This is a genomic window from Sphingomonas sp., assembly GCF_035555815.1.
Lineage (GTDB): Bacteria > Pseudomonadota > Alphaproteobacteria > Sphingomonadales > Sphingomonadaceae > Sphingomonas.
On record NZ_DATMGG010000206.1, the window covers coordinates 1 to 26,136 of the forward strand.

The 26,136-nt window shown below is 69.4% G+C and carries 25 protein-coding genes; 12 read left to right on the forward strand and 13 right to left on the reverse strand.

Annotated elements, in window-relative coordinates; all coding sequences use genetic code 11:
* From aroC to VNR91_RS12110, 9 genes are all read right to left on the reverse strand, one after another.
* Positions 1 to 683: chorismate synthase (aroC, locus tag VNR91_RS12070; protein WP_325491023.1), on the reverse strand; the 683-nt coding region annotated here is incomplete at its 3' end.
* Entirely contained in the window at positions 680 to 1,207 is a 528-nt protein-coding gene (locus VNR91_RS12075) for an N-acetyltransferase (RefSeq protein ID WP_325491024.1), read from the reverse strand. The genes aroC and VNR91_RS12075, both read right to left, overlap by 4 nt.
* Positions 1,204 to 2,007: an enoyl-ACP reductase FabI gene (gene fabI, locus VNR91_RS12080; RefSeq protein WP_325491025.1), complete on the reverse strand. Its 804-nt coding sequence runs from the start codon at positions 2,005 to 2,007 to the stop codon at positions 1,204 to 1,206. The genes VNR91_RS12075 and fabI overlap by 4 nt, the downstream gene beginning before the upstream one ends.
* Positions 2,004 to 2,954, reverse strand: a complete 951-nt coding sequence (locus VNR91_RS12085) for a YihY/virulence factor BrkB family protein (protein ID WP_325491026.1) — start codon at positions 2,952 to 2,954, stop codon at positions 2,004 to 2,006. The genes fabI and VNR91_RS12085 overlap by 4 nt, the downstream gene beginning before the upstream one ends.
* A 6-nt stretch (positions 2,955 to 2,960) precedes the next feature.
* Complete coding sequence (locus VNR91_RS12090) at positions 2,961 to 3,893, reverse strand: J domain-containing protein (RefSeq protein WP_325491027.1); 933 nt, start codon at positions 3,891 to 3,893, stop codon at positions 2,961 to 2,963.
* A gap of 45 nt (positions 3,894 to 3,938) precedes the next feature.
* The gene (locus VNR91_RS12095; RefSeq protein WP_325491045.1) at positions 3,939 to 4,838 is read right to left on the reverse strand and encodes a transglutaminase family protein; all 900 of its coding nucleotides are present in this window, start codon (positions 4,836 to 4,838) and stop codon (positions 3,939 to 3,941) included.
* Positions 4,838 to 7,330, reverse strand: coding sequence for a circularly permuted type 2 ATP-grasp protein (locus VNR91_RS12100; protein ID WP_325491028.1), 2,493 nt, complete (start codon positions 7,328 to 7,330; stop codon positions 4,838 to 4,840). The genes VNR91_RS12095 and VNR91_RS12100 overlap by 1 nt, the downstream gene beginning before the upstream one ends.
* A gap of 66 nt (positions 7,331 to 7,396) precedes the next feature.
* Entirely contained in the window at positions 7,397 to 9,856 is a 2,460-nt protein-coding gene (gene ligD / locus VNR91_RS12105) for a DNA ligase D (RefSeq protein WP_325491029.1), read from the reverse strand.
* A complete protein-coding gene (locus tag VNR91_RS12110) occupies positions 9,849 to 10,709 on the reverse strand; it encodes a Ku protein (RefSeq protein ID WP_325491030.1) in 861 nt (286 codons plus the stop codon). The genes ligD and VNR91_RS12110 overlap by 8 nt, the downstream gene beginning before the upstream one ends.
* A 98-nt stretch (positions 10,710 to 10,807) precedes the next feature.
* Here VNR91_RS12110 and pdxH point away from each other — a divergent pair, with 98 nt between their 5' ends.
* From pdxH to VNR91_RS12130, 4 genes are read left to right on the forward strand one after another with little or no spacing between them, the layout of a single operon-like run.
* Positions 10,808 to 11,383: a pyridoxamine 5'-phosphate oxidase gene (gene pdxH, locus VNR91_RS12115; protein ID WP_325491031.1), complete on the forward strand. Its 576-nt coding sequence runs from the start codon at positions 10,808 to 10,810 to the stop codon at positions 11,381 to 11,383.
* A 27-nt stretch (positions 11,384 to 11,410) separates the two neighbouring features.
* A complete protein-coding gene (locus VNR91_RS12120; protein ID WP_325491046.1) occupies positions 11,411 to 12,358 on the forward strand; it encodes a cation diffusion facilitator family transporter in 948 nt (315 codons plus the stop codon).
* An 8-nt stretch (positions 12,359 to 12,366) separates the two neighbouring features.
* Positions 12,367 to 13,161 carry a PhzF family phenazine biosynthesis protein gene (locus VNR91_RS12125; protein WP_325491032.1) on the forward strand — a complete coding sequence of 265 codons (795 nt, stop codon included), beginning with the start codon at positions 12,367 to 12,369 and terminating at the stop codon, positions 13,159 to 13,161.
* Between the two features lie 40 nt (positions 13,162 to 13,201).
* Positions 13,202 to 13,597, forward strand: coding sequence for a thioesterase family protein (locus VNR91_RS12130; RefSeq protein ID WP_325491033.1), 396 nt, complete (start codon positions 13,202 to 13,204; stop codon positions 13,595 to 13,597).
* Between the two features lie 129 nt (positions 13,598 to 13,726).
* Here VNR91_RS12130 and mnmA read toward each other — a convergent pair whose 3' ends face one another.
* The gene (mnmA, locus tag VNR91_RS12135; protein WP_325491034.1) at positions 13,727 to 14,848 is read right to left on the reverse strand and encodes a tRNA 2-thiouridine(34) synthase MnmA; all 1,122 of its coding nucleotides are present in this window, start codon (positions 14,846 to 14,848) and stop codon (positions 13,727 to 13,729) included.
* A 114-nt stretch (positions 14,849 to 14,962) separates the two neighbouring features.
* On the opposite strand from mnmA, the gene VNR91_RS12140 reads away from it, so the two are divergent.
* The 3 genes from VNR91_RS12140 (at position 14,963) to VNR91_RS12150 (ending at position 16,007) form a co-directional block, all read left to right on the forward strand.
* A complete protein-coding gene (locus VNR91_RS12140) occupies positions 14,963 to 15,187 on the forward strand; it encodes a hypothetical protein (protein WP_325491035.1) in 225 nt (74 codons plus the stop codon).
* Between the two features lie 104 nt (positions 15,188 to 15,291).
* Positions 15,292 to 15,591, forward strand: a complete 300-nt coding sequence (locus tag VNR91_RS12145; RefSeq protein ID WP_325491036.1) for a DUF1153 domain-containing protein — start codon at positions 15,292 to 15,294, stop codon at positions 15,589 to 15,591.
* 161 nt (positions 15,592 to 15,752) lie between these two features.
* On the forward strand, positions 15,753 to 16,007 hold the full coding sequence (locus VNR91_RS12150) for a GlsB/YeaQ/YmgE family stress response membrane protein (RefSeq protein ID WP_325491037.1): 255 nt from the start codon (positions 15,753 to 15,755) through the stop codon (positions 16,005 to 16,007).
* Between the two features lie 203 nt (positions 16,008 to 16,210).
* Here VNR91_RS12150 and VNR91_RS12155 read toward each other — a convergent pair whose 3' ends face one another.
* Positions 16,211 to 16,936: an SIMPL domain-containing protein gene (locus VNR91_RS12155; protein WP_325491038.1), complete on the reverse strand. Its 726-nt coding sequence runs from the start codon at positions 16,934 to 16,936 to the stop codon at positions 16,211 to 16,213.
* 77 nt (positions 16,937 to 17,013) lie between these two features.
* Complete coding sequence (locus VNR91_RS12160) at positions 17,014 to 17,277, reverse strand: GlsB/YeaQ/YmgE family stress response membrane protein (protein ID WP_325491039.1); 264 nt, start codon at positions 17,275 to 17,277, stop codon at positions 17,014 to 17,016.
* A gap of 234 nt (positions 17,278 to 17,511) precedes the next feature.
* Between VNR91_RS12160 and VNR91_RS12165 the strand changes: the two genes are divergently transcribed.
* From VNR91_RS12165 to VNR91_RS12175, 3 genes are all read left to right on the forward strand, one after another.
* Positions 17,512 to 18,714: an efflux RND transporter periplasmic adaptor subunit gene (locus tag VNR91_RS12165; protein WP_325491040.1), complete on the forward strand. Its 1,203-nt coding sequence runs from the start codon at positions 17,512 to 17,514 to the stop codon at positions 18,712 to 18,714.
* 50 nt (positions 18,715 to 18,764) lie between these two features.
* Positions 18,765 to 21,923, forward strand: a complete 3,159-nt coding sequence (locus VNR91_RS12170; RefSeq protein ID WP_325491041.1) for an efflux RND transporter permease subunit — start codon at positions 18,765 to 18,767, stop codon at positions 21,921 to 21,923.
* A gap of 109 nt (positions 21,924 to 22,032) precedes the next feature.
* Positions 22,033 to 23,241, forward strand: coding sequence for a DUF445 domain-containing protein (locus VNR91_RS12175; protein WP_325491047.1), 1,209 nt, complete (start codon positions 22,033 to 22,035; stop codon positions 23,239 to 23,241).
* A gap of 113 nt (positions 23,242 to 23,354) precedes the next feature.
* Here VNR91_RS12175 and VNR91_RS12180 read toward each other — a convergent pair whose 3' ends face one another.
* Positions 23,355 to 24,029, reverse strand: coding sequence for an HAD-IB family hydrolase (locus VNR91_RS12180; RefSeq protein ID WP_325491042.1), 675 nt, complete (start codon positions 24,027 to 24,029; stop codon positions 23,355 to 23,357).
* A gap of 62 nt (positions 24,030 to 24,091) precedes the next feature.
* Between VNR91_RS12180 and VNR91_RS12185 the strand changes: the two genes are divergently transcribed.
* The gene (locus VNR91_RS12185; protein WP_325491043.1) at positions 24,092 to 25,198 is read left to right on the forward strand and encodes an ABC transporter permease; all 1,107 of its coding nucleotides are present in this window, start codon (positions 24,092 to 24,094) and stop codon (positions 25,196 to 25,198) included.
* Positions 25,198 to 26,043, forward strand: coding sequence for an ABC transporter ATP-binding protein (locus VNR91_RS12190; protein ID WP_325491044.1), 846 nt, complete (start codon positions 25,198 to 25,200; stop codon positions 26,041 to 26,043). The genes VNR91_RS12185 and VNR91_RS12190 overlap by 1 nt, the downstream gene beginning before the upstream one ends.
* The last annotated feature ends 93 nt before the right edge of the window (positions 26,044 to 26,136 follow it).

The window sequence follows — 26,136 nt, forward strand, 5'->3', positions numbered from 1 at the left end:
TCGGCGTCGAGCTTGGCATAGAGCGGCGCGCCCCAGCCGGCCGGCACCCCGGTCGCCTCGCACGCCACCACCGCACCCAGCGACGACCCCGCCTTGCGCGCGGCATCGACCTTTGCCTCCCAGCGGGCGGCGGCGGCGGCATCGGGGCAGAAGAACGGATTGCGATCGATTTCGGCCGGGTCGAAATTGGCGGGGTTGATCGCGTCGCCGCCGATCGCCTCGACCCAGCCGTGGATCGCGACGTCGGGGATCACCAGCCGCGCCACCGCGCCCGCCGCGACGCGCATCGCCGTCTCCCGCGCCGACGACCGTCCGCCGCCGCGCGGATCGCGAAAGCCGTATTTGGCGTCATAGGCATAGTCGGCGTGGCCGGGGCGATAGGCGCGGGCGACCTCGGCATAGTCCTTTGATCGCTGATCGACGTTCTCGATCATCAGGCTGATCGGGGTGCCGGTGGTCCGCCCCTCATGCACGCCCGACAGGATGCGGACGGCGTCCGGCTCGCGCCGCTGGGTGGTGAAGCGCGACGTGCCGGGGCGGCGCTTGTCGAGCCACGGCTGGATGTCCGCCTCCGACAGCGCGATGCCCGGCGGGCAGCCGTCGACCACCGCGCCGATCGCAGGCCCGTGCGATTCGCCCCATGTGGTGAAGCGGAACAGGTGGCCGAAATGATTGTAGCTCACGCGGAATCCCCCAGCGCCGCGAACGCCGGCGCGTGTTCGGCCCGCCCGCGCGCACCGCACGGCATCGCGCCGTCCTGAAGCGGCAGGGCCATGAAATGCTCGCCTGCATAGGGCGATTCGAACCCGTTGGCCCAGTCGCGGCTGAAGCCGTGGCGGCCGTACAGCGCCGGATCGCCCAGCACGAAGCACAGCACCACGCCCGCGCCGGCCAGATCGCGCAACCCGGTGCGGATCAGCAGGTCGGCGATGCCCTGCCCGCGATAGCGCGGCGCCACCGCGATCGGCGCGAGCGCGGCGGCGGAAACGCTCTGGCCGCCGACCTCCACCGTCATCGCGCTGAACGCGATCATCCCCGCCAGCGTGCCGGTGATCGTATCGTTGGCGACCAGCGTCAGCACCATGTCGCCGTCGATGCATAGCCGCTGGACCAGCGACGCCTCCGCCTCCTCCGGGAAGGAGGCGCGCAGCAGCGCCTCGATGACCGCGACGTCGCCGCCGGTCGCCGCGCGAATCTCGTAGCTCACACCAGCGCGATGTCGGGCGCGTCCTCGGCCTTCATGCCGATGACGTTGTAGCCGGCGTCGACGTGATGGACCTCGCCGGTGACGCCCGATGCCAGATCGCTGAGCAGGTAGAGGCCGGCGCCGCCGACGTCCTCGATCGTGACGTTGCGCTTGAGCGGGGAGTTCAGCTCGTTCCACTTCAGGATCAGGCGGAAATCGCCGATGCCCGACGCCGCCAGCGTCTTGATCGGCCCGGCCGAGATCGCGTTGACGCGGATGCCGTCGCGGCCGAGGTCGACCGCCAGATACTGCACGCTCGTCTCCAGCGCCGCCTTGGCCACGCCCATGACGTTATAGTGCGGGATGACCTTTTCCGCGCCGTAATAGCTGAGCGTCAGCAGGCTGCCGCCCGGCGCCATCAGCTTCGCCGCGCGCTGCGCCACCGCGACGAACGAATAGACGCTGATGTTCATCGTCATCAGGAAATTGTCGAGGCTGGTGTCCATGTAGCGGCCACGCAGCTCGTTCTTGTCGGAAAAGCCGATCGCATGGACGACGAAGTCGATCGCCGGCCAGCGTTCGCCCAGCGCGGCGAAGGTCTTGTCCAGCGCCGCCATGTCGCTGACGTCGCAATCGATCAGGAAATCCTGCCCCAATTGTTCGGCGAGCGGGCGCACGCGCTTCTCGATCGCCTCGCCCTGATAGCTGAAGGCAAGCTCCGCGCCCTGTTCGGCCAGCTTCTGCGCGATGCCCCAGGCCAGCGACCGATCATTGGCGAGGCCCATGACCAGTCCCCGCTTGCCCTTCATCAAACCGCTCACGCCGCCACCGCCTTCTCCTGGTTAGTCGCGGTCGCTTTTAGACCGTTCAGGTCCGGCTCCGCCAGTGCCGCGTTCAGGTGCGCGCCGAACACCAGCCCCAACCCGACCAGATAAAAGAACAGCAACGCGACGATCACCCCCGCCAGGCTGCCATAGGTCAGGTCGTAGCTGGCGAAATTGGCCAGCGCCACCGGCAACAGCGCGGTGATCCCGATCCACCACAGCGCGGTGAACAACGCCCCCGGCCATTTGCGGCACCCGCCGACGCGGTACTTGCCCGGCGTCACCGACAGGAACAGCATGTAGAGCGCGCCGAACATCACCAGTCCGGGGATCACCCGCGACACACCGATCCACCCGGCCAGATCCTGGGCGAGAGGCACCAGCCGATAGACGAACTGTTCGGCGGCCAGCATCACGCCCTGTACGAGGAATGCGACCAGCGCGAGGATCACCGATCCGATCGTCACCAGCGCCGATCCGATCCGGTAGCGCCAGAACGACCGGGTCGCCTTCACCCCGTAGGCACGGCGAAAGATGTCGCGGATCGTCTCGATGAAGCTGCCGACGGTCCACAGCCCGACCAGCGCCCCCAGCCACAGCAGCGTGCCCTGCCGCGCCGCCAGCACGTCGGCGATCGGCTTGCGCAGGATATCGCCGACGCTGGGCGGCAGGACGTGGAGGAACGACGCCACCGCGTGCTGGGTCTCCGGCCCCTGCCCGAGCAGCGAGGCGATGGCGGCGGCGACGATGAAGAACGGAAACACCGTCAACAGCGCGAGATAGGCGAGGTTGCCGGCGTGGATGAACCCATCGTTGTACACGCCGATCGCGGCGCGCTTGACGATCTCCCACGTCGAGACGAACGGGCGGTGCCGATCGAGCCGCCGCTCGTTCTTCGGATGTTCGGCACGCCCCTCGGGCGACAGGGGCGAAACCTCGGCCACGCCCGATCAGACGCCCATCCACCCCCGCGGGTTCCCCCGGTCCTTGCCGGGCCACCCCTCGACGAACTCGATCAGCGCGTCGTCGTCCACGGGCAGATCGACCAAAAGCGTGACGAGCTGGTCGCCGCGGCCACCGCCCTTCTTGTGAAATCCCTGGCCCTTCAGCCGCAGCACCTTGCCCGAGGTCGACCCTCTCGGCACCGACAGCATCACCGCGCCGCCGACGGTCGGCACGCGCACCTTCGCCCCCAGCACCGCCTCGGCCAGGCTGACCGGCAGGTCGAGCCGGACGTCGTCGCCCTCGCGGACGAAGAATCGGTGCGGCTGGACCTCGATCGTCACGATCGCGTCGCCGTTGCCGCCCGCACCGGGATCGCCCTTGCCCGCCAGCCGCATCTGGGTGCCGCTTTCGACCCCGGCGGGCAGCTTGAGGTCGATGGTCTTGCCGTCGCGCAGCGTCACCCGCTGCGCCGCCAGCGTCGCCGCGTCCTCGAACGTCACCGCCAGCCGATAGGGAACATTGGCCCCCTTCGCCGCCGGGCGGCGCCCGAACCCGCCAAAGCCGCCGGTGAATCCGCCGCCGCGCTGGCCGCCGCCGAACAGCCCCTCGAAGATATCGGTGAAGTCGCCCGAATCGCCGCCGGCGTCGAACCCCGCCGCGCCCGGCCGCGCGCCCGCGCCGGGGCGACCGCCGCCAAAGCCATAGGGCATGGTCGGATTGCCGTCGCCGTCGATCTCGCCGCGATCGAACCGGGCGCGCTTGTCCTTGTCGGTCAGCAAGTCATAGGCGGTGGTCACCTGGCTGAACCGCTCCGACGCCTTGGGATTGTCCTTGTTGCGGTCGGGGTGCAGCTCCTTGGCGAGCTTGCGATACGCTTTCTTGATCTCGTCGGCGGACGCGCCGCGCGCGACGCCCAGGGTTGCATAAGGATCTGCCATGTCGCCGCCTATGTGGGTCAAGCGGCGGCTGAGCGCAATTCTCCTTTACGCCTTCCCCGTATCCGGGGGATCGAGCGGAGCGACGTCGACCGACACCGTCATCGTCGCCGCGCCGCTGCCCAGCATCACGCCGTCGATCGGGGCGATGTCGGCATAGTCGCGGCCGACCGCCATCACGACATGATCCTCGGCCATCCAGATGCCGTTGGTCGGATCGAGCCCGACCCAGCCCAGCGCCGGCCCGCACCACAGCAGCACCCAGGCATGGGTGGCGTCGGCGCCGACCAGCCGCGGCTGGCCGGGCGGCGGCAAGGTGCGCAGATAGCCCGAGGCATAGGCGGCGGGCATCCCGGCCGCGCGCAGGCCGGTGATCATGATCTGCGCGAAATCCTGGCAAACCCCGCGCCGGTGCGCGAACGCCTCGGCCGGCGGCGTGTCGACCAATGTCGCGACCGGATCGAAGGCGAAGTCGCGCTGGATGCGCCGCGCCAGCGCGATCGCCGCCTCCAGCACGCCGCGATCCGGGTCGAGGTCGGCCGCGCACCAATCGGCGATGGCACGGTCGAGCGGGATGCGCGGCGACGGAAACAGATAGGCGGCCGGGCTGGCCGGCCCGGCGTCGCGCACCGCGCGGGCCAGCGCCGCGACCTCGGCCAGCGTCGGATCGTCGGGCGACGGCATCGGCAGCGGGCGATCGACGGTGACGGTGGCGCGGCTTTCGATCGTCAGCGTGCGCGTCGGCCGTTCGACCACCAGCCGGGTGACGTTGGCCAGCCCCGCCTCCGCCCGCGCGGGATAGGTGCGCCCGCCCGGCTCGGCGCTCAGCGCGTAATCGTCGAGCGTCTGGCCCGACCACAGGATCGGTTTCAGCCGCAGGTTCTGCCGCGCGAACTCGACCGGATCGGCATAGTCGAAGCGCGTGACGTGGCGGATCGCGTAGCGCATCATGCCAGCGTCAGCCCGCCGGCGCGCAACGCTTCCGATCCCTGGAGGAAATAGCGCCGGGCGATCGCGTTCGACAGCGCGGCCAGCCGCAGCTCGATATCGCGCAGCCACGCCTCGTCGAGATCGGTCGCGCGCGCGGTGGCGATGCGCGCGCCCAGCTCGGCCGCCAGCGCCTGCTGCGGCTCGGCGAGGCCATCGTCGGACAGCACCGGCAGCACCTTCAGGTGATCGGCGATCGCCGCGACCTGGAACGCCAGCCCGCGCGGATTGCCGGGGTCGAGCACCACCAGATCGATCACCGGCACCCGCGCGATGCCGGTCAGGTAACGCTGGCGATAGCTGATCTGGCGGTCGGAGAGGTCGAGCAGCGTCGAGATGTCGTCGACGCTGGCGTCCGCGCCGCCCAGCGCGCGCGCCGCCGCCGCCACCGCGCCCGCCCGCTCGATCCGGCGGCCGAGATCGTGGAAGCGCCAGCCGTCGGTACGCGCCATATGCTCCGCCGACAGGCCAGACAGCGCGGCGTAGCGGCGCTGGAGCGAGCCGGCGCGGTCGAGCATGTGCCCGGTGGTCGGGAACGGCGCGTCGAGCAGCCGGATCATGTCCGCCGACAGCCGGTCGCGCGATCCCTGGCCGATGCCGCGCGCCTGCCGGTTGATCGCGCGCACGCTGAAGCCGTCGAGGCCCTCCATCGCGACGCGGGCGAACTGGGTCAGCTCGATCCGGCGCAGCGACGGCGGCGGCGGCGCGGCCTGCGCCGCCTCGATCAGCCCGACCAGCCGCCACAGCGTCTCCGGCGACAGCGCCGCGCCGGCATCGGCGCCGATCGAATGGCCCAGCAGCACGCGGATCACCGCCAGCAGCGCCTCCCCCCGTTCCAGATAGCGGCCCAGCCAGAACAGATTGTCGGCGGCGCGGCTGGGCAGCGTGCCGGGGTTTCGGCGCAGCTGCACGCTGTCGCCCGGCGGCAGAAGCGACAGTTTGTCGACCGGCTCCGGCCCGTGGATGCAGACGTCGGCCGACCAGTTGCCGATCCCCATCACCGCCGCGCGCTCGTCGGGATGCTCGCCGATCCGGGCGAAGCCGCCGGGCAGCACGGTCCACGCGCCGTCGGGCCCGCGCGCGGCGAACACGCGCAGGGTGAACGGGCGCGGCGCCAGCCGATCGTCCTCGCCGACCGCCGGCATCGTCGACAGCCGCACAATCTCCTGCCCGACATAATCCTGCGGGCGGCGGCCGATGTCCGCGATCAGCGTCGCGCGCTGTGCGGGGGTCAGCGCGCTGCCCAGCACCGCCTTGCCGTCGGGCAGGCCCAGCGGCGGATCGCCGAACGCCGGCGCGATCACCATCGATTCGAGTTCATCGATCACCTGCGCGCGCTCGGCATCGCCGCCGCACCACCAGGTCGCGACATTGGGGATGCGCAGGTCGTCCCCGGTCAGCCGCCGCGCCAGTGCCGGCAGGAAGGCGAGCAGCGCCGGGCTCTCGACCACCCCGGCGCCGGGGGAGGACGACAGCACGACGTTGCCCGCCGCGCAGGCATCGATCAGCCCCGGCACCCCGATCGTCGAGGTCGCGTCGAACGCCAGCGGATCGAGCAGGCGCGGATCGCCGCGCCGCCACAGCGCGTCGATGCGCTTGAATCCGGCGATCGTCCGCACGTAGAGCAGATCGTCGCGCACGGCGAGGTCGGCACCCTCGACCAGCAGGAAGCCGAGGTAGCGCGCCAGATGCGCCTGTTCGGCATAGCTGGGGTTGTAGCGGCCCGGCGTCATCAGCCCGATACGCGGCCCGGCGCGGCGACACACCGCCGCCAGCCCCTCCCGAAACGCGGCGAAGAACGGCGCATGGCGTTCGATGTTGAGCCGCGATTGCAGCCCACCCAGCGTGCGCGCCACCGCCAGCCGGTTTTCCAGCGCATAGCCGGCGCCGATCGGCGATCGCGTGTTGTCGGCCAGCACCCGCCAGTCGCCCGCCGGCCCCCGGCACAGATCGGCGGCATAGAAATGGAGGTGATGGCCGCCGGGCGGGGCCAGCCCGACCATCGGCCGCAGGAAGAACGGGCTGCCGGTGACCAGCGCGGCGGGCAGATGGCCGTGATCGACCAGCATGCCGGGGCCGTAGATATCGCCCAGGATCGTCTCGATCAGCTCGGCGCGCTGGGTGATTCCGGCGGCGATACCGGCCCATTCGCCGCTGTCGATCAGCAGCGGGATCGGCGACAGCGGCCACCGCCGCTCGGCGCGCTCCCCGGCGACGCGAAAGCCGGTGCCGATGTCGCCGGCGTGGCGCTGGACGCGGTCGCGGGCATCGTCGAGCGCGCCGCCGCTGACCGCCGCCAGCTCCTCCAGCGCGATCCGCCAAGCGTCGGCGGCGTCCCCCTGCGCGGCGCACAGCACGTCGACGCGGGCGCGGCCGCCGCAATAATCGGCGATCCATCGCGCCGCGATCGCGCTCGCGTCGACCAGGCTTTCGTTGCCCGAAGAACTCGCCACATCCGCCCCAATCGTGTCGCGCGGCCAAGGACCACAAAGCGTGCGGCGGTGCAACAGAAAGCGGCGCTAAAGGTCGGGCAGCACCTGTGCCGATATCCCCCAATGCTCCAGCGTGCGGCTGTCGGCGCGAGCGATCAGCGCGGCGGCGTCGCGCGCGGTGAAATGGCCCGCCTTGTCGATCTCCTTCAGCTCGCTCCAGCTGACCGGCGCGGCGACGGGCGCGCCGGCGCGGGCGCGGACGACATAGGGCAGCACCGCGGTGCTGCCGCGCTGGTTGCGCAGATAGTCGAGGAAGATCCGCCCCTTGCGCTTCGCCTTGGCCATGTTGGCGGTGAAGCGGTCCGGCTGGGTCTCGGCGATCGCGCGGGAGAAACGTTCGGCGAAGCTCTTGACCGCCGGCCATTCCGCCTGCGGCTTCAGCGGCACGACGACGTGGATGCCCTTGCCCCCCGACAGCATCGGATAGCTGGTCAGGCCGATGTCGGCGAGCTGCTGCTTCAGCTCCTCCGCCGCCTTCTTCACCTCGGCGAAGTCGAGTCCCTCGTCGGGGTCGAGGTCGAACACCATCCGGTCGGGCTTTTCGACGTCGGCGACGCGACTGCCCCAGCCGTGGAACTCGATCGTCCCCATCTGGACGCACGCCAGCACCCCGGCGAGGTCGGTGACATAGAGATAGGGCTCGACCGATCCGTCCTTCTCGCGGATGTCGACGTGATGGACATGGTCGCCGAACGATCCGGCATCATGCTTCTGGAAAAAGCACTGCTTGGCGCGCCCCAGCGGGCAACGGACCAGGCTGATCGGCCGGTCGGCGAGCCACGGCAGCAGGATCGGCGCGACCGCGGCGTAATAGTCGGCCAGCCCGCCCTTGGTCAGTCCGCTGGTGGGGTCGATCACCCGCGTCGGGCTGCTGATCCTGACCGGCAGCGCCGTCGGCTCGGGGGCGGCGGCGGGCGTTTCGGCGACCACCTCGTCCGCCGGCTTGTCCTCGCGCAGCGCGACGAAGCTGGCGTGGCGCACCACCGCGTCGGCGGTGAATTCGGCGAAGGCGACCTCGGCGACCAGGTCCGGCTTGACCCAATGCGCGCCACGCACCGCCGCGCGCGGCGCCTTGACCGGCGGCGCGTCGACCGCGAGCGCATCGAGCCGTTCGCGCAGGTCGATCATCGTATCGGCGTCGAACCCGGTGCCGACCTTTCCGGCATAGACCAGCCCGTCCGGCCCGTTGACCGCCAGCAGCAGCGCGCGGAAGCCGCGCCGCGCCTTGTCGCTGGGCGTCCAGCCGACGACGACGAATTCCTGCCGGCGGGTGCATTTCGCCTTGAGCCACGCGCGGGTGCGGTCGGCGCGATAGGGCGCGTCGGCGCGTTTCGACACCACCCCTTCGAACCCGTCCTGGCACATCGCCGCGAACAGCGCCTCGCCCGATCCGACGACATGTTCGGAATAGCGCAGCGGATCGGGCGCGCCGTCGAGCAGCGCGCGCAGCCGATCCTTGCGCTCGACCTGCGGCAGCGCGGTCAGATCCTCGCCGTCCTGTTCGAGCAGGTCGAACGCGAACCACGCCAGATCGCCGCCACCGTCGGACAGGGCCGCCTGAAGCGTCGAGAAATCGGGCTTGCCGTCCTTGAACGCCACCGCCTCGCCATCGATCAGCGCGCTGCGGACCGGCAGGGCGGCGGCGGCGGCGGCGATGCCGGCGAACCGATCGGTCCAGTCGTGACCATGGCGGGTGAACACCCGCGCCTTTCCCCCACCGACCGCGACCAGCGCGCGGTAGCCGTCATATTTCATCTCGTGCAGCCAGCCGTTGCCGGCGGGAACGTCGTCGACCAGCGTGGCGAGCTGGACCGGGCGGAATGCGGGCGGCTTGCCCGCCGCACGCGATCGTTTGCGCGCGGGCGGCGTGGCCGGCTTCGCCGCCTTGCGTCGCGGTGCGGGACGCGGCTTCGCCCCTTCCGCTATCTCCAGCATCGTCCGCCCGGTGGCGATGCTGGTCAGCCCTTCCTCGACGAGCGCGTCGGTGCCGCCGGCCGCCGCATCGTCGATCTTGCGCAGCAGCCAGTTCTCGTTCTTTTCCTTGCCGCGCGGTTTCAGCCGGATCAGCAGCCACTCCCCCTTCATCCGCTGCCCTTCGAGCCGGAAATGCAGGTGTCCCTTGTCGAGATCCCTGGCCGACTTGCCCGCGACCGGCGCCCATTGGCCGTCGTCCCACAGCATCACCGTGCCGCCGCCATATTCGCCCTTGGGGATGGTCCCCTCGAAATCGGCATAGGACAGCGGATGGTCCTCGGTCCGCACCGCCAGGCGCTTTTCCTGCGGATCGAGGCTGGGGCCGCGCGTCACCGCCCAGCTTTTCAGCACGCCGTCGATCTCCAGCCGGAAATCCCAGTGCAGCCTGGTGGCGTCGTGTTTCTGGACGATGAAGCGGTGGCCGGCGCCCGGCGCGATCGTGCCCGCCGGCTCCGCCGTCTTCGCGAAATCGCGCTTCGCGTTGTAGCGCGCGAGGGGGTCTGCCTCAGGCACGTTTCTTGGCCGCTGCGCGCGCGGGGGCCTTGCGCGCCGGCGCCTTCTTCGCGGGCGAGGCCGCGCCGGGCTTTTCCAGCGATTTCTTCAGCGCCGCCATCAGATCGACGACGTTGCCGCCGCGCGGTTGCCCGTCATCCTTGTCCTCGATGATCTTGCGCCCCTTTGACTTGGCCTTCCGCTCGATCAGATGGCGCAGCGCGTCGACATAACGATCGTGGAACACGCCGGGATCGAACTTCGCGGTCTTTTTCTCGATCAGCGTGGTCGCCAGCGCCAGCAGATCCTCGTCGGGCTTGTCGTCTGGGATGTCGCGGAAATAGCCCTGCGCCTTGTTGACCTCATCGGCGTAGCGCAGCGTCTCGAGCACCATGCCGCGCCCGCATGGCTTCAGGCTGACGACATATTCGCGCCCGCGCATCGCCAGCTGGCCCAGCCCGACCTTGCGCGCGCGGCGCAGCGCCTCACGCAGCACGATGAACGCCTCCTCGGCCAGATCGTCGGCGGGGACGACGAAATAGGGGCGTTCGTAATAGAGCACGTCGATCTCGTCGGCGTCGACGAACCGGGTCAGTTCGAGCGTGCGTTTCGACTCGAGTTTGACCGCGTCGATCTCGTCCTGCTCGAGCAGGACATATTCGCCCTTCTCCAGCTCGTAACCCTTGACGATCTCATCGGTGTCGATCGCGCCGATGCCCGGCACGACCTTCTCATATTTGATCCGCTTTCCCGACGGTTCGTGGATCTGGTGAAAGGCGATCTGCGCGCCCGACTTGGTCGCCGAGTAGATCTCCACCGGGATCGAGACGAGCGCGAGCCGGATCTGTCCCTGCCAATAGGCGCGTGCTGCCATCGCGGTGCATCCCCTTTCGCTGCGAAGCCGATTCTTCGTTGCGAAGCCGATTCAAAGCATGGGGTGAAGAGTCGTTCCCATTGGTCTAAAGGGCGCGGATGGATGACCCCTTTGCCCTGTTCGATCGGTGGCTCGCGGAGGCGCAGGCGAGCGAGCCGAACGATCCCAACGCGATGACGCTGGCCACCGCCGACTCGACCGGGCGACCGTCGGCGCGGATGGTGCTGCTCAAGGGGCACGGCCCGGACGGTTTTGTCTTCTACACCAACCGCGAAAGCCGCAAGGCGCACGATCTTCGCGCCAACGATCAGGCGGCGTTGCTGTTTCACTGGAAATCGCTGCGCCGGCAGATCCGCATCGAGGGGCCGGTCGTGTTCACCAGCGATGCCGAGAGCGCGGCCTATTTCGCGACGCGCGGCCGCGAATCGCAGCTTGGCGCCTGGGCGTCGGACCAGTCCCAGCTGCTCGACAGCCGCGCGACGTTCGAACACCGCTATGCCGAGGCGGAGGCGCGCTTCGCCGGGCGGGACGTGCCGTGCCCGCCGCATTGGGGCGGCTATCGCCTGGTCGCCGACGTGATCGAATTCTGGGAAGATCGGCCGGGCCGCCTGCACCACCGCCAGCTGTTCGGCCGGCGCGACGGCGACTGGTCCGCATGGCTGCTCTATCCGTGAGGCGCGAACGATGAGACGTCCGTCATGATGACCGAGAGCGAACGCCGCCGCGTCATCCCGCTGGCGATCCGCGCCGCGCTGTTCAGCGTCGGCATGGCGTGCTTCCTGCTGTGCCTGAAGGGTTTTGCCGCGTGGCAGACCGGATCGGTGGCGATGCTCGGCAGCCTGGCCGACACCGGGCTGGATCTGCTCGCCAGCCTCGTCACCCTCTACGGCGTCAAGGTCGCGGGGGAGCCGGCCGACCACGACCACCGTTTCGGCCACGGCAAGGCGGAGGCGCTGGCGGCGCTGTTCCAGGTCGCGCTGATCACCGCGTCCGCCGCCGGAATCGCGTGGCGCGCGGTCGATCGATTCGCGCACCCCACCGCCAGCCAGGACGCCGAATTCGGCATCGTCGTGTCGCTGATCGCGATCGCCGCGACGATGGTGCTGCTGTGGTATCAGCGCCGCATCATCCGCCAGACCGGATCGGTCGCGATCATGGCCGACAACGTCCATTACCAGTCGGACGTGCTGCTGAACGGCGCGGTGATCGCCGCGCTGGTGCTCGATCGCTATTTCCACCTGTCGGGCGCCGATCCGGTGTTCGGCGTGGCGATCGCGCTGTGGCTGGCGTGGGGGGCGTTCCAGGCATCGTCCAACGCGATCGACCAGCTGATGGACAAGGAATGGCCCGAAAGCGAGCGCCGCGGCTTCATCGAGGTCGCCGCGCGCCAGCCGGGGCTGCTCGGCATCCACGACTTCCGCACCCGCCGGTCGGGCAGCCACAATTTCGCGCAGTTCCACATGGAGGTGGCGCGCGACATCACCGTCGCCCAGGCGCACGACGTGGTCGAGGGGGTCGAACGCGCGCTGCGCGACGCCTATCCTAAGGTCGAGGTGCTGATCCACGTCGACCCGCAGGGCCATGTCGACACCGACAACCCGCTGGTCGAGGCGGACGTCACCCCCCATTGGTTCGGAAAGCGGCTGTGACGGCCACCATGAAAATCCCGTTCGAGCAGATCGACGCCTTTGCCGACCGGCCGTTCGCCGGCAATCCGGCGGCGGTGATGCCGCTCGACGCGTGGCCCGACGACTCGCTGCTCCAGCGCATCGCCGCCGAGAACAACCTGAGCGAGACCGCCTATCTGGTGCCCGATGCGAGCGGGGCGGCGGATTATGAATTGCGTTGGTTCACCCCGGCCGTCGAGGTCGCGCTGTGCGGCCACGCGACGCTGGCCAGCGGCCACCATGTCCTGTCGGCCGATCCGGCGCGCGAACGGGTGCGATTCGCCACGCGGCAGGCCGGGGTGCTGGAGGTGGCGCGCGACGGTGACGGCTATGCGATGGCGCTGCCGGCCTGGACGCCGGCGCCGCGCGCGCTGCCCGAGGTGATCACCGCGCTGGGCGTGGCCGACGTGGTCGATACGCTGTGGCACCCGCGCCGCTATGCGGTGGTGGTGCTGAAGGATGAGGATTCGGTGCGCGCGACCGCCCCCGATTTCCGCGCGCTGGCGGCACAGGGCGACCTGCTGACGATCGTCACCGCGCCGGGCGCGGACACCGACATCGTCAGTCGCGCCTTTGCCCCCGGCGCCGGCATCGACGAGGACCCGGTGACCGGGTCGGCCCATGCGGTGATCGTCCCCTATTGGGCGGCGCGGCTGGGGCGCGACCGGTTCAGCGCGTTCCAGGCAAGTACGCGCGGCGGCGCGCTTGCCTGCCGGATGGCCGGCGACACGGTGGTGCTCGGCGGGCGCTGCGTCACCGTGATCGAGGGCGTTTTCCACGCTTGACGCTCTCGTAAACCGGGGGGCGGGCTGCTATGTTGCGCGCGTGAAGACCGCCATCCCCCACCGCTATGCCGTCAGCGTCGATCCCGCCGACATCGACTTCATGGGGCACGTCAACAACGCCTCCTATCTGAAGTGGGTGCAGGACGCGGTGGTCAGCCACTGGCAGAAGCTCGCCCCGGCGGAGGCGGTGGCCGCGCACCTGTGGGTCGCGCTCAAGCATGAGATCACCTATCGCAAGCCGACCTTCCTCGACGACGAGGTGATCGCCACCGTCCTGCTCGAAAAGGTGCAGGGTGCGCGGGCGTTCTACGAAACCGTGATCCGGCGCGGCGAGGACGTGCTGGCCGAGGTCAAGTCGAGCTGGTGCTGCCTCGACGCGAAGACGCTGCGCCCGGCGCGGATCGCCAGCGGCGTGATCGATCATTTCTTTCGCTAGGCGCGCGCCTGACCTTCCCCGCTCGGTTTGAGTTTCGGCGAAGAGCCGCCTCCTCGTGACAACCTCCCGACGCACGAAGAAGGGCGGTGCTTCGACAGGCCCAGCGCGAACGGGGCGTGGGGCTCTCGATCAGGCCGCGGTGTCGAACAGCGCGGTCGCGGCGCGTTCGGTTTCGGCGATCCAGCCGCCGCCGAGCACGCGATCGCCGGCGTAGAGCACCGCCGCCTGCCCCGGCGCGACGCCATATTCGGGCGCGTCGAACACGACCCGATCGCCCTCCAGCCGCGCCGGGACCGGGCGCGCCAGGCTACGGACCTTTGCCGTGACCGGCCCCCGATAATCGCCGCCGATCCAGTTGACCGCCGCGATCCGCGCCGCCGCCACCGCCAGCGCGCGACGCGGCCCGACCACGACGCGGCGCGTGTCCGGCTCCAGCCGGATCACGTACAGCGGCTCGGCCAGCCCGCCGATCTCCAGCCCGCGGCGCTGGCCGACGGTGAAGTGGATGAAGCCGCGATGCGTGCCGAGCACCCGCCCGCGCTCGTCGACGATCTCGCCCGCCGTCTCGGCATCGGGGCGCGCCTTTCGCACCACGGCGGCGTAATCGCCATCGGGGACGAAGCAGATGTCCTGGCTGTCGGGCTTCGCGGCGACGCCCAGCCCCAGTTCGGCGGCGATCGCGCGCACCGCACTCTTGGGCAGCCCGCCCAGCGGAAAGCGGAGATAGTCGAGCTGGTCCTGCGTCGTCGCGAACAGGAAATAGCTCTGGTCGCGCGCCGGATCGACCGCGCGGTGCAGTTCGGCGCCGGCCGCCCCCTCCACCCGGCGGACATAATGGCCGGTCGCCAGGCAATCGGCGCCCAGATCGCGCGCCAGCGTCAGCAGATCGGCGAACTTTGGCCCCATGTTGCACTTCACGCAGGGGATCGGGGTGCGGCCGGCCAGATATTCGTCGGCGAAATCGTCGATCACCGCGCTGCGGAAACGATCGGCATAGTCGAACACATAATGCGCGATGCCGAGGCCGTCGCACACCGCGCGCGCGTCACGGATGTCGCGGCCGGCGCAGCACGCCCCGGCCCGGCCGACCGCCTCGCCATGATCATAAAGCTGGAGCGTCACCCCGATCGTCTCCGCCCCGGTGCGCGTGGCGAGCGCGGCGACCACCGAACTGTCGACGCCGCCCGACATGGCGACGACGATTCGCCGCGCGGAAAGCGGCTGGGGAAGCTGGAAGTCGCCGGAAAGCATCGGTTCGTCCCATAAACCGGGATCGCCGCGCGCGCAAAGCGGGAGCTTTACCGGGTCTTCAGCACTCGCCCCCTAAGCGAGTCGCTCGTTTCCGTTTGCGCAGGATTTGCCGGTTTGGACCTGAGTTTCGCCCGTGCCCATGATCACCACGTCACCGCGCTGCCGACCGGCCTCGCGGTGCTGCTGGTGGGCATCGTCACGCGGCAGGCGGCGAGCCCGACCGCGCGGGTGCAGGCCCGGCTGACGCTGGCCGATCCCGAATCGGAGCCGCTGGCGCCGGCGGCGGGCGCGTTCAACGCGATCGCGGCGGCGGCGCTAACCGGTCATCAAGGGGAGTAAAGGGTGCGTTTACCGAGCCGCTTGAGGGTTGGTTCAAGCTCCGGCGCTATCGGTCGTTTCCAGGGATGGGCGCTGGGGGCTTGTTCTAGAGTTTTGAGGTTGGGATGATCGAAAACCAGAAAATCCGGCCAGCCAAGGTGATCGGCCCGCTCGGCGAGCCGCTGACACTGGAGACGCTGCCGCCGCCGAACACCACCCGCTGGGTGGTCCGCCGCAAGGCGGAGGTGGTCGCGGCCGTCAACGGCGGCCTGTTGAGTGTGGACGAGGTGTGCGAACGCTATGGCCTGACCGCGGAGGAATTCGCCGGATGGCAACGCGCGATCGACCGGTCGGGGATGCCGGGGCTGCGCGTCACGCGAATCCAGCATTATCGGTCGTTGTACGAGCGCCAGCAGAAATTCTGAGGCGCCCCCGCCACCACATAGCGCGGCCCGTCATCGAGCAGGATGGCGGGCCGCGCTTGTATGTGCAAAACTCAAAACGCGCGCGGAACTAATCACTCCCGTCGCGAGTCGTGCACCAAGACGGCCCGGTCAAACGGGCCCGGACAACGGAGGGACAGAACATGAGCTTAATCATCTGGCTGGTACTCGGCGGCGTGATCGGCTGGCTTGCGAGCATCATCATGCGCACGGATGCACAACAGGGGATCTTCCTGAACATCATCGTTGGCATCGTCGGCGCGTTTCTTGGCGGATTCCTGTTCAACCGGAACCTGAACAACTATGATTTCTCTCTGCCCGCACTGCTCGCCGCTCTGGTCGGCGCGGTGATCCTGCTCGCGATCGTCAACCTGGTTCGTCGCGGATCGGTCCGCTAACCCGAGACCCGTCATAGCAAAATGAAGGGCCGCCCTCCCACACGGGAGGGCGGCCCTTTGTCGTTGGCGGCCGCTTCACGGCATCCGGCATCGCTCTTGCGACCGACGCCGCGCCAAGCGCCGCACCGCCCATCCTGGATCGCTTCCCCGGTGACGCCGGGGGATCCGGACGGGCGTGGCGCGGCTGCCGTCCGCCCGGCGCGCTATTTCAGCAGGAAGCGCACCGTCACGCTGACGGTCACGTCCTGCTCGCCGGCGGCGATCTTGCTGTCCGCCTCGGCCCCGGCGCGGGCCGACATCATCATCGGCACCGGCATCGGGCCGGGCACATTGCCGCCACCCTCGCTGATCGACAGGATGCGATCGACCCGCATCCCCGCCGCCCGGGCATAGAGTTCCGCACGCGCGCGCGCCTTGGCCACCGCATCGGTGCGCGCCTCGTCCTCCGCCGCGTCGGGCTGGTCGATCGTCAGGTTGGGGCCGTCAATCTGGTTGGCGCCCTCCTTGACCAGCGCGTCGAGGATCGCCCCGCTCTTGCCGATGTCGCGAAACCGCACCTGGACGTTATTCGACGCCTGATAGCCGGTGATCACGGGCGCCTCGTTCTGGGCGTAGCGATACTGGGGTTGCAGGGCGATGTTGGCGGTCTGCACGTCGCGATCGGCGACGCCGGCGCGCTTGAGCGCGGCCAGCACCCGAGCCATGCGCTGGGCATTGTCGGCCAGCGCCGCGGCGGCGGTCGGCGACTGGCTGACCACCCCGGCGCGGATGATCGCGACGTCGGGCACGCGGCTGGTCTTGCCGGTCGCGGTCAGATCGAGCAGCGTCCCTTCCGGGAGCAGCACCGGCGCGGCGGTCTGCGCCTGCGCCGAAAGCGGGGCGGCGACGGCCAGCGCGGCAAGGGACAGGGCGGGGGCGATCGATCGCATCGGAATCTCCTCAAGGGTTGGGCACCGGCCATAGCCGCCGATCGCCAACGCGCGATGAACGACATTCGGAAACGACGTCAGGACCCGCGCCGGGCCAGCGTCAGCCGGTAGACGATGAGCAGCGCCACCGCCCCCGCCGTCGCCGCACCGTAATTGGCCCAGCCGCCGCGCAGGGTGACCCCCGCCGATTCGGCGACGAATCCGGCGAGCAGCGCGCCGGCGATGCCGATGATGATCGTCACGGTGATCCCGCCGGGATCCTTCCCCGGCATCAGCATCTTGCCGACGATTCCTGCTACCAGTCCGATCAACAGCCAGCCGATGATGCTGCGCTCAGCCATCGCATCTCTCCTGTCCGGATGCGCGCTGTTTCCGCGCGCTGACGCGCAGCGTTGCGCCGGAGCATCACCAACGCAACCATTTCCTTCATACGCCACCCCGGTCGATTGCGTTTTGACCGGCGAATCGCCAAGACCCCGCGCCTTCGTCAACGATCCGCTTGAGGTCGGTGACTTATTCAGGTAACACAGCCGCCGCAACACAAGCCCAGCAGGGTGGGACGGGAAGTGCCGCAGATGAACTACGAAACGAAGATGATGGGCAGCGACGCGGGCGGCGGGTACGCCGCCCTGCCGGGCGAACCGCCCGCTTCCCGGCGGCGCTGGCTGATCATCGGGGCGATCGTCGCGATCGTCATCGTCGTGGCGGTGGCGGCGATGGTGATGCGCGGCGGCGGCGCGGCCGGCGGCGACGCCGCCAAGGGCAAGAGCGCGGCGAGCAACAACCAGATCCCGACGGTGACGGTGTCGGTCCCCGGCCGATCGACGATCCGGTCGATGATCTCCGGCACCGGCAGCCTGGCCGCCAAGCGCGAGATGCCGGTCGGCGTCGCCGGCGAAGGCGGCGTGGTGACGCGAGTGCTGGTCGAGCCGGGCCAGTGGGTCGGCGCCGGCCAGGTGCTGGCGACGGTCGACCGCTCGGTCCAGACGCAGACGGCGGAATCGCTGGCGGCGCAGATCCGCGTCGCCAAGTCCGAGGCCGATATCGCCCAGTCGAACTACGAGCGCGCGCAAAAGCTGGTCAGCAACGGATTCGTGTCGAAGGCCGACCTGGAGACCAAGGCCGCGACCCGCGACGGCGCGCTCGCCCGCGTCCGCGTGGCGGAGGCGGCGCTGAAGGAGACGCAGGCGCGCAACCGCCGGCTCGACATCCGCGCGCCCGCCGCCGGGCTGATCCTCACCCGCCAGGTCGAACCGGGCCAGATCGTCAGCTCCGGTTCGGGAACGCTGTTCCGCATGGCGATGGGCGGCGAGATGGAGCTGCGCGCGCAGTTGAGCGAGGCCGACATCCAGCGGCTCCACGCCGGCATTCCGGCCAGCGTGATGCCGGTCGGCAGCAGCAAGGTGTTCAAGGGCACGATCTGGCAGATGTCGCCGGTGATCGATCCGCAGACGCGCCAGGGCATCGCGCGCATCCAGCTCGCCTATGATCCGGCGCTGCGGCCGGGCGGCTTCGCCTCGGTCACCATCGCGGCCGGGACCACCGCCGCGCCGCAGCTGCCCCAGTCGGCGGTGCAGAGCGACACGACGGGCAATTACGTCTATATCGTCAACGCCCGGAACGAGGCCGAACGCCGCAACGTCACCACCGGCGAAGTGTCCGACGAGGGCGTCGCGATCACCAGCGGGCTGTCGGGCGACGAACGCGTCGTGCTGACCGCCGGCGCGTTCCTCAACCCGGGGCAGAAGGTGATCCCGACGCTGCTCAAGAAGCAGTGACGGGCTGAGGACGCAGTGACGAACGGCAACGACAGCAAGGCACGCGCACGATGAGCTTTCGCAACATCTCCGCCTGGGCGATCCGCAACCCGATCCCGCCGATCGTCCTGTTCCTGTTCCTGACGATCGCGGGGATGGTCAGCTTCTCGCGGATGGACGTCAACAACGATCCGGACATCGATTTCCCGATCGTGTGGATCTCGATCTCGCAGCCCGGCGCCGCGCCGAGCGAGCTTGAGACCCAGATCACCCAACAGGTCGAGAGCGCGGTGCGCAGCCTGCAGGGGATCGACGAGATCAATTCGACGGTGACCGAGGGCAATTCGCAGACCGTCGTCCAGCTGGCGATCGGGATGCCGATCGACCGCGCGGTCGAGGACGTGCGCAGCGCGATCCAGCAGATCCGCGGCAACCTGCCCGACGGCATCCTCGAGCCGCAGATCGGCCGCGTCGATACCGCGAGCGACAACGACATCGCCAGCTTCACCGCGCTCGCCACCGACATGACGGTCGAGCAGCTGAGCTGGTACATCGACAACACCGTCACCAAGGAGCTGCTGTCGGTCAACGGCATGTCGTCGGTCGACCGCAACGGCGGCGTCAATCGCGAGATCCGGGTGATCCTCGATCCGGCCAAGCTGCAATCCTATGGCCTGACCGCCAGCCAGGTGAACCAGCAGCTGCGCCAGGTGAACCTCGACGCGGCCGGCGGCAAGGCGGAGATTTCCGGGTTCGAGCAATCGGTGCGCGTGCTCGGCAACGCCCGCAACGCCTTTGCCCTCGGCCAGACCCAGATCGCGATCGGCGGCGGGCGCACGCTGCGGCTGTCCGACATCGCCGAGGTGCGCGACCTGTACGCCGAGCAGAAGAGCTTTGCCCGGTTCAACGGCCAGCAGGTCATCTCTTTCGACATCAAGCGCGCGAAGGGCGCGTCCGACGTGTCGGTGTTCCACGACGCCGAGGCCAAGCTGAAGCAGCTGACCAAGGACAATCCCAAGGTCCGTTTCGAGCTGTTGTTCAACCAGAGCAAATATGCCGAGACCCAGTTCCACAGCGCGATGGAGGCGATGGTCGAGGGCGCCATCCTGGCGGTGATCGTGGTGTTCCTGTTCCTCCGCGACTGGCGCGCGACGATCATCTCCGCGCTGGCGATCCCGTTGTCGGCGATCCCCAGCTTCTGGTTCATGGACCTGATGGGCTTCACGCTCAACCAGATGACGCTGCTCGCGCTCAGCCTGGTGGCGGGTGTTCTGGTCGACGACGCGATCGTCGAGATCGAGAACATCGTGCGCCACATGCGAATGGGCAAATCCGCCTATCAGGCATCGATCGACGCCGCCGACGAGATCGGCGTGGCGGTGCTGGCGACCACCATGTCGATCGTCGCGGTGTTCCTGCCGGTCGGCCTGATGCCGGGCATCTCGGGCCAGTTCTTCAAGAATTTCGGCCTGACCGTCGTCGTATCGGTGCTGATGAGCCTGGCGGTGGCGCGGATGATCACGCCGATGGTCGCCGCCTATTTCCTGAAGGCGCACGGCCACGCCGAACACGCCGGCGGCCCGGTGATGAACGGCTATATCCGGTTGCTGTCGTGGACGCTGCGTCACCGCTGGTCGGCGGTGGTCAGCGGCTCGATCGCACTCGGGCTGACGATCTGGCTGGCCTTTTCAGGCGTGATCCCGATGACGTTCCAGCCCGAACAGGACCAGGACGACGTCACCGCGACGATCGAGATGGTGCCCGGCACCACGCTCGAGCAGACCCAGGCGGTGGTCACCCGCGTCGCCGACCTGCTGCGCAAGGAGCCGGAGGTCACCGACGTCTATGAACGGTCCTTCGTCGGGCAAGGCCGCGTGGTCGCGCTGCTCAAGAAGAAGCGCGAGGAGAAGAGCACCCAGTTCGAGCGGCGCCTGACGCCCGAGCTGCTCAAGATCCCCGATGCACGGGTCGGCTTCCGATCGCAGTTCGGCTGGGGATCGAGCGGGCGCGACCTGACGATCACGCTGGGCGGCGAGGATCCCAAGCTGCTCAACGATACCGCGCTCAAGCTGGTCAACCAGATGGCGGGGATGAAGCAGGTGGTCGCCCCGCGCATCGCCGGCGATCTCAACCGGCCCGAAATCGTGATCAAGCCGCGCCTGGCGCTCGCCGCCGATCTGGGCGTCACCACCGCCGCGCTCAGCAGCGCGATCCGCATCGCCACGCTGGGCGACATCGACCAGAACAGCGCGAAATTCTCGCTGTCCGACCGCCAGATCCCGATCCGGGTGGCGCTGGCGGAAAGCGCGCGGGCGCGGCTGTCGACGATCAAGAACCTGCCGGTGCAGACCCAGACCGGCGGATCGGTGCCGCTCAGCGTCGTCGCCGACATCGGCTTCGGCGCCGGGCCGACCAAGGTCGAGCGGCTCAACCTGCAACGCCGGCTGGTGGTCGGCGCCGACCTCGCCGCCAACCCCGCCACCGGCAAGCCCTATGTCTCCGGCGACGTGATGAAGCAGATCCACAACCTGCCGGTGATGAAGAACCTGCCGGTCGGGGTCGGCGAGCTGACCGTCGGCCAGGCCAAGTGGCAGGCGGAGATGGTCCAGAACTTCCTGATCGCGCTGGCGACGGGCGTGTTCATGGTGTTCGCGGTGCTGGTGCTGCTCTACCGCAGCTTCATGTCGCCGCTGGTCAACATGGGCTCGCTGCTGCTGGCGCCGCTGGGCGGGCTGATCGCGCTGCTGATCGCGGGCGAACCGCTGTCGATGCCGGTGCTGATCGGCGTGCTGATGCTGTTCGGCATCGTCGCCAAGAATTCGATCCTGCTGATCGATTTCGCGCTGGAGGAGATGACCAAGGGCGTCGACATGTTCACCGCGCTGATCGACGCCGGGCACAAGCGCGCCCAGCCGATCGTGATGACCACGGTGGCGATGGTCGCCGGCATGGTGCCGACCGCGCTGGCGCTGAGCGGCGATTCCTCCTGGCGCGCGCCGATGGGCACGGTGGTGATCGGCGGGCTGATCCTGTCGACGCTGCTGACGCTGGTGATCGTGCCGGCCAGTTTCAGCCTGGCGGTGGGGATCGAGAAGTGGGTCGGGCCGAAGCTCGGCCGCCGGCTGCTCACCTATCGTCCCGGCGACGATGGGCAGCCGGTGATCGATCACACGCCCGGCGGGCGGATCGACCACCATCCCGACGCCGACGGGGCGCAGCCGGCGGAATAACGCGCGAGGGCTTGAACAATCCCGGCTTTCAGGGATTGTTTCGGCCATGAGTTTCGCGCCACGCGCTTTCACCCTGCCCGGAAGCGCGGTTCCGCCCGCGCTGCGCCGGATGCGGCTGGTCGCGACCGGGCTGCTGGTGGCGATGGCAGCGGTCTATATCGCCGCCCGCCATTTTCAGCCGGTGCATCCCGGAATCGGCTTTGTCCGCGCCTTTGCCGAAGCGGCGATGGTCGGCGGGCTGGCCGACTGGTTCGCGGTGACCGCGCTGTTCCGCCACCCGCTCGGCCTGCCGATCCCCCACACCGCCATCGTGCCGCGCAACAAGGATCGCATCGCCGGGGCGCTGGCCAATTTCCTGCGCGACAATTTCCTTACCCCGCGCGTCGTCGCGCGGCGGATGCAGCGGTTCGACCTGGCCGGTGCGGCGGGACGCTGGCTGGCCAATCCGTCCGCCTCGGGCGAGGGCAAGCTGCGGCGCGGCGCCGGGCGGCTGGCGGCCGACGTGCTCGAATCGCTCGATCAGGAACGGCTGGGCGGGATGGTGCGCAGTACGCTGTCGGCGCGGCTGCGCGCGCTCGATATCGCCCCGCTGCTCGGACAGGGGCTGGCCGCCGCGATCGCCGAGAACCGGCATATCCCGCTGCTCGACGGCATCGTCCGCTGGGCGGGGCGCGTGGTCGAGGCCAATGAACCGATCATCCGCGACATGGTCAGTGCCCGCGCCGGCAGCGTGCTGCGCTGGACCGGGCTGGACGCGACGCTGGCCACGGCGGTGCTCGACGGCCTGACCAAGATGGTGGGGGAAATGGCCGACAACCCCGACCATCCGCTGCGCGAAAAGGCCGAGGAAGGGCTGGCGAAGCTGGCCGACGATCTGCAGAACGACCCGGCGATGCGCGAGCGGGTGGCGGCGTTCAAGGCGGAGCTGCTCGACAATCCGGCGCTAGGCGACTGGTGGCAGGGGGTGTGGGAACAGCTGCGCGCGGCGATGCTCAAGGCGGCGCGCGATCCCGACGCGGTGATCGCCGGCCGCTTCGGCGAGGCGCTTCGCCAGCTTGGCACCACGCTCCAGCAGGATGCGGCGCTGGCGGCGACGATCAACCGCTTCGCCCGGCGCGCGGCGGTCGGCACCGCCGCCGACTATGGCGATTCGATCGTGCGGCTCGTGTCGGACACGGTCCGCGGCTGGGACGCGCGCACGCTGACCGGGCGGCTGGAGAATGCGGTCGGGCGCGACCTGCAATATATCCGCATCAACGGCACCGTCGTCGGCGGGCTGGTCGGCGTGGCGATCCATGCCGTCGACGTGGCGCTGTGAACGGCGCGGCATCCCCCTCCTTCGTTCGCCCTGAGCTTGTCGAAGGGCCGCTCTTCTTCCGCGCAAGAGAAGGACGGCCCTTCGACAAGCTCAGGGGGAACGGGTGGAAGACACTACCGCCAGTCGAGCAGCGTCCAGCCGCGCTCGGCCGCCAGCGCGCGGAGCGGCGCATGGGCGTTGACCGCGAACGCCTCGTCCGCCCAGTCCAGCGCCGGCGCGTCGGAGACGTGGTCGCTGTAGAAGCGGACGTGCGCGTGGCCGCGCGCGATCCCCTGCCCGGCCAGCCACGCCTCGATCATCCGCAGCTTGGCGGGGCCGTAGCAATTCTCCCCCGCGATCCGCGCCAGCACCGCGCCGTCGGGCGCCCGTGCGCTGCCGGTGGCGATCACATCGTCGTATCCCAGCCGTGCCGCGATCGCGCCGACGTAGAAGGCGTAGGACGCGGTCGCCATCACCAGCCGGTAACCGGCCGCGCGATCCTCCGCGATCCGCGCCCGCGCGCCATCGAGCACGCCCGTCGCCAGCAGCCGGTCGGCAAACCCCTCCGCCAGCGCATCGGCGCGATCGGCGGGCAGCGCCTGTCCCAGCATCAGCCGCTGCGTCATCTGCTTGAGCGCCGCACGATCGATCAGCCGTGCGCCATAGGCCAGCGTCGCCAGCGCGGCGGCGGGCCACAGCAGCGCGCGCAACGGTGCCTGGCGCGGCACCGCATGGCGCAGGAACCGCGTCCACGTCGGATCGCGGGTGATCGTCTTGTCCATGTCATAGATGGCGATGCGGTGCGGCATCCGGCCACGCTATGCACCGTTATCCTTGCGACGCCAGTCGAATGTGGTGCAAGGAACGCCCGATGAGTGCGCGCGCCGATTTCGACCACGACGCCGCCGCCGGCGGGACGCTGCGCTTTACCGGCGACCTTTCGCTCGCCCGTCTGGGCGACGTGCCCGACCGGCTGCGCGACCTGCCCGGCGACGTCGCGCGAATCGACCTGAGCGGCATCGACCGGATCGACACCGTCGGCGCGTGGGTGATCCACCGGTTCGCGCGCGAACGCGGCGCCGAGATCGACGGGCTGTCCGCCGACGGCCAGCATCTGCTCGGCCAGGTCGAGGCCGCCGACCGGCCGATCGCGATCCCGCCGCGCGCGCTGCCGCCGTTCCTGCGCGTGGTGTCGGAGATCGGCACCGCGCTGGTCACCACCGGCAAGACGCTGATCGGCCTGCTCGGCTTCATGGGGGAGACGGTGCTCGCCTTCCTCGCGCTGCTGCGCCACCCGTCCCGCTTTCGAGTCAACGCGACGGTGCAGCGGTTCGAGGTGGTCGGCGTCACCGCGCTGGGCATCATCGGGCTGATGAGCTTCCTGATCGGGATCGTCATCGCGCAGCAGGGCGCGGTGCAGCTGCGCCAGTTCGGGTTCGAGGCCTATACCATCAATCTGGTCGGGCGGCTGACGCTGCGCGAGCTGGGCGTGCTGATGACCGCGATCATGGTCGCGGGCCGTTCGGGTTCGGCCTTTGCCGCGCAATTGGGCACGATGAAGCTGACCGAGGAAATCGACGCGATGCGGACGATCGGCGTGTCGCCGATGGAGGCGCTGGTGGTGCCGCGCACGCTGGCGGCGGTGCTGATGATGCCGCTGCTCGGCTTTTATTCGTCGGTGATCGCGATCCTGGGCGGCATGGTGCTGTGCTGGGTCAGTCTCGACATTCCGCCGGTCACCTTTGTCCAGCGAATCCGCGACGTGGTGCCGATCACCGACCTGTACGTCGGGCTGGTCAAGGCGCCGGTGTTCGGCGCGATCATCGCGATCGCCGGCTGTTTCCAGGGGATGCAGGTGGAGGGCGATGCCGAACAGGTCGGCGCGCGCACCACCGCCGCCGTCGTCCAGGCGATCTTTCTGGTGATCGTGCTCGACGCCTTTTTCGCGGTGTTCTTCACCTCGATCGGGTGGAACTGATGGCCCCCGCCCCCGTCCCCGTCCCGCCCCCCGCCCCGCCGGCCAGCGCGGATGACGTCGTCATCCGGGTGCGGGGCCTTCGCAACAGCTTTGGCGAGCAGGTGGTGCACGAAAATCTCGACCTCGACGTGCGGCGCGGCGAGATCCTGGGCGTGGTCGGCGGATCGGGCACCGGCAAATCGGTGCTGATGCGGTCGATCATCGGGCTGCAGACCCCCGACGCGGGCGAGGTCGAGGTGTTCGGCGAGCCGACCATCGACCAGGATGAGGCCAGCGCGGTCGAGGTCCGCAAACGCTGGGGGGTGCTGTTCCAGGGCGGCGCTTTGTTCTCCACGCTGACCGTGGCGGAGAACGTCCAGGTGCCGCTGCGCGAATTCTATGGGGCGATGGACCCGACGCTGATGGCGGAAATCGCCGCGTACAAGGTGGTGATGGCCGGGCTGGCCGCCGACGCCGGCCCGAAATTCCCGTCGGAGCTGTCGGGCGGGATGCGCAAGCGCGCCGGGCTGGCGCGCGCGCTGGCGCTCGACCCCGAGCTGTTGTTCCTCGACGAGCCGACCGCCGGGCTCGACCCGATCGGCGCCGCCGCGTTCGACGAGCTGACCAGGTCGCTGCAAAAGACGATGGGGCTGACGGTCTTCCTGATCACCCATGATCTCGATACGCTCTACGCGATCTGCGACCGGGTGGCGGTGCTGGCCGACAAAAGGGTGATCGCGGTCGGCACGATTGACGAGCTGCTGGCGCTGGACCACCCGTGGATCCAGGAATATTTCAACGGTCCGCGCGGCCGCGCCGCGACGGCAAGCGTCGTGCGCGCCGGCCACCGGGCGACGGCGGGATGAGGTAAGGCGATGGAAACGCGATCGAACCATGTCCTGGTGGGCGCCGTGACGCTGATCCTGCTGCTGTTGCTGGCGATATTCGCCGTGTGGCTG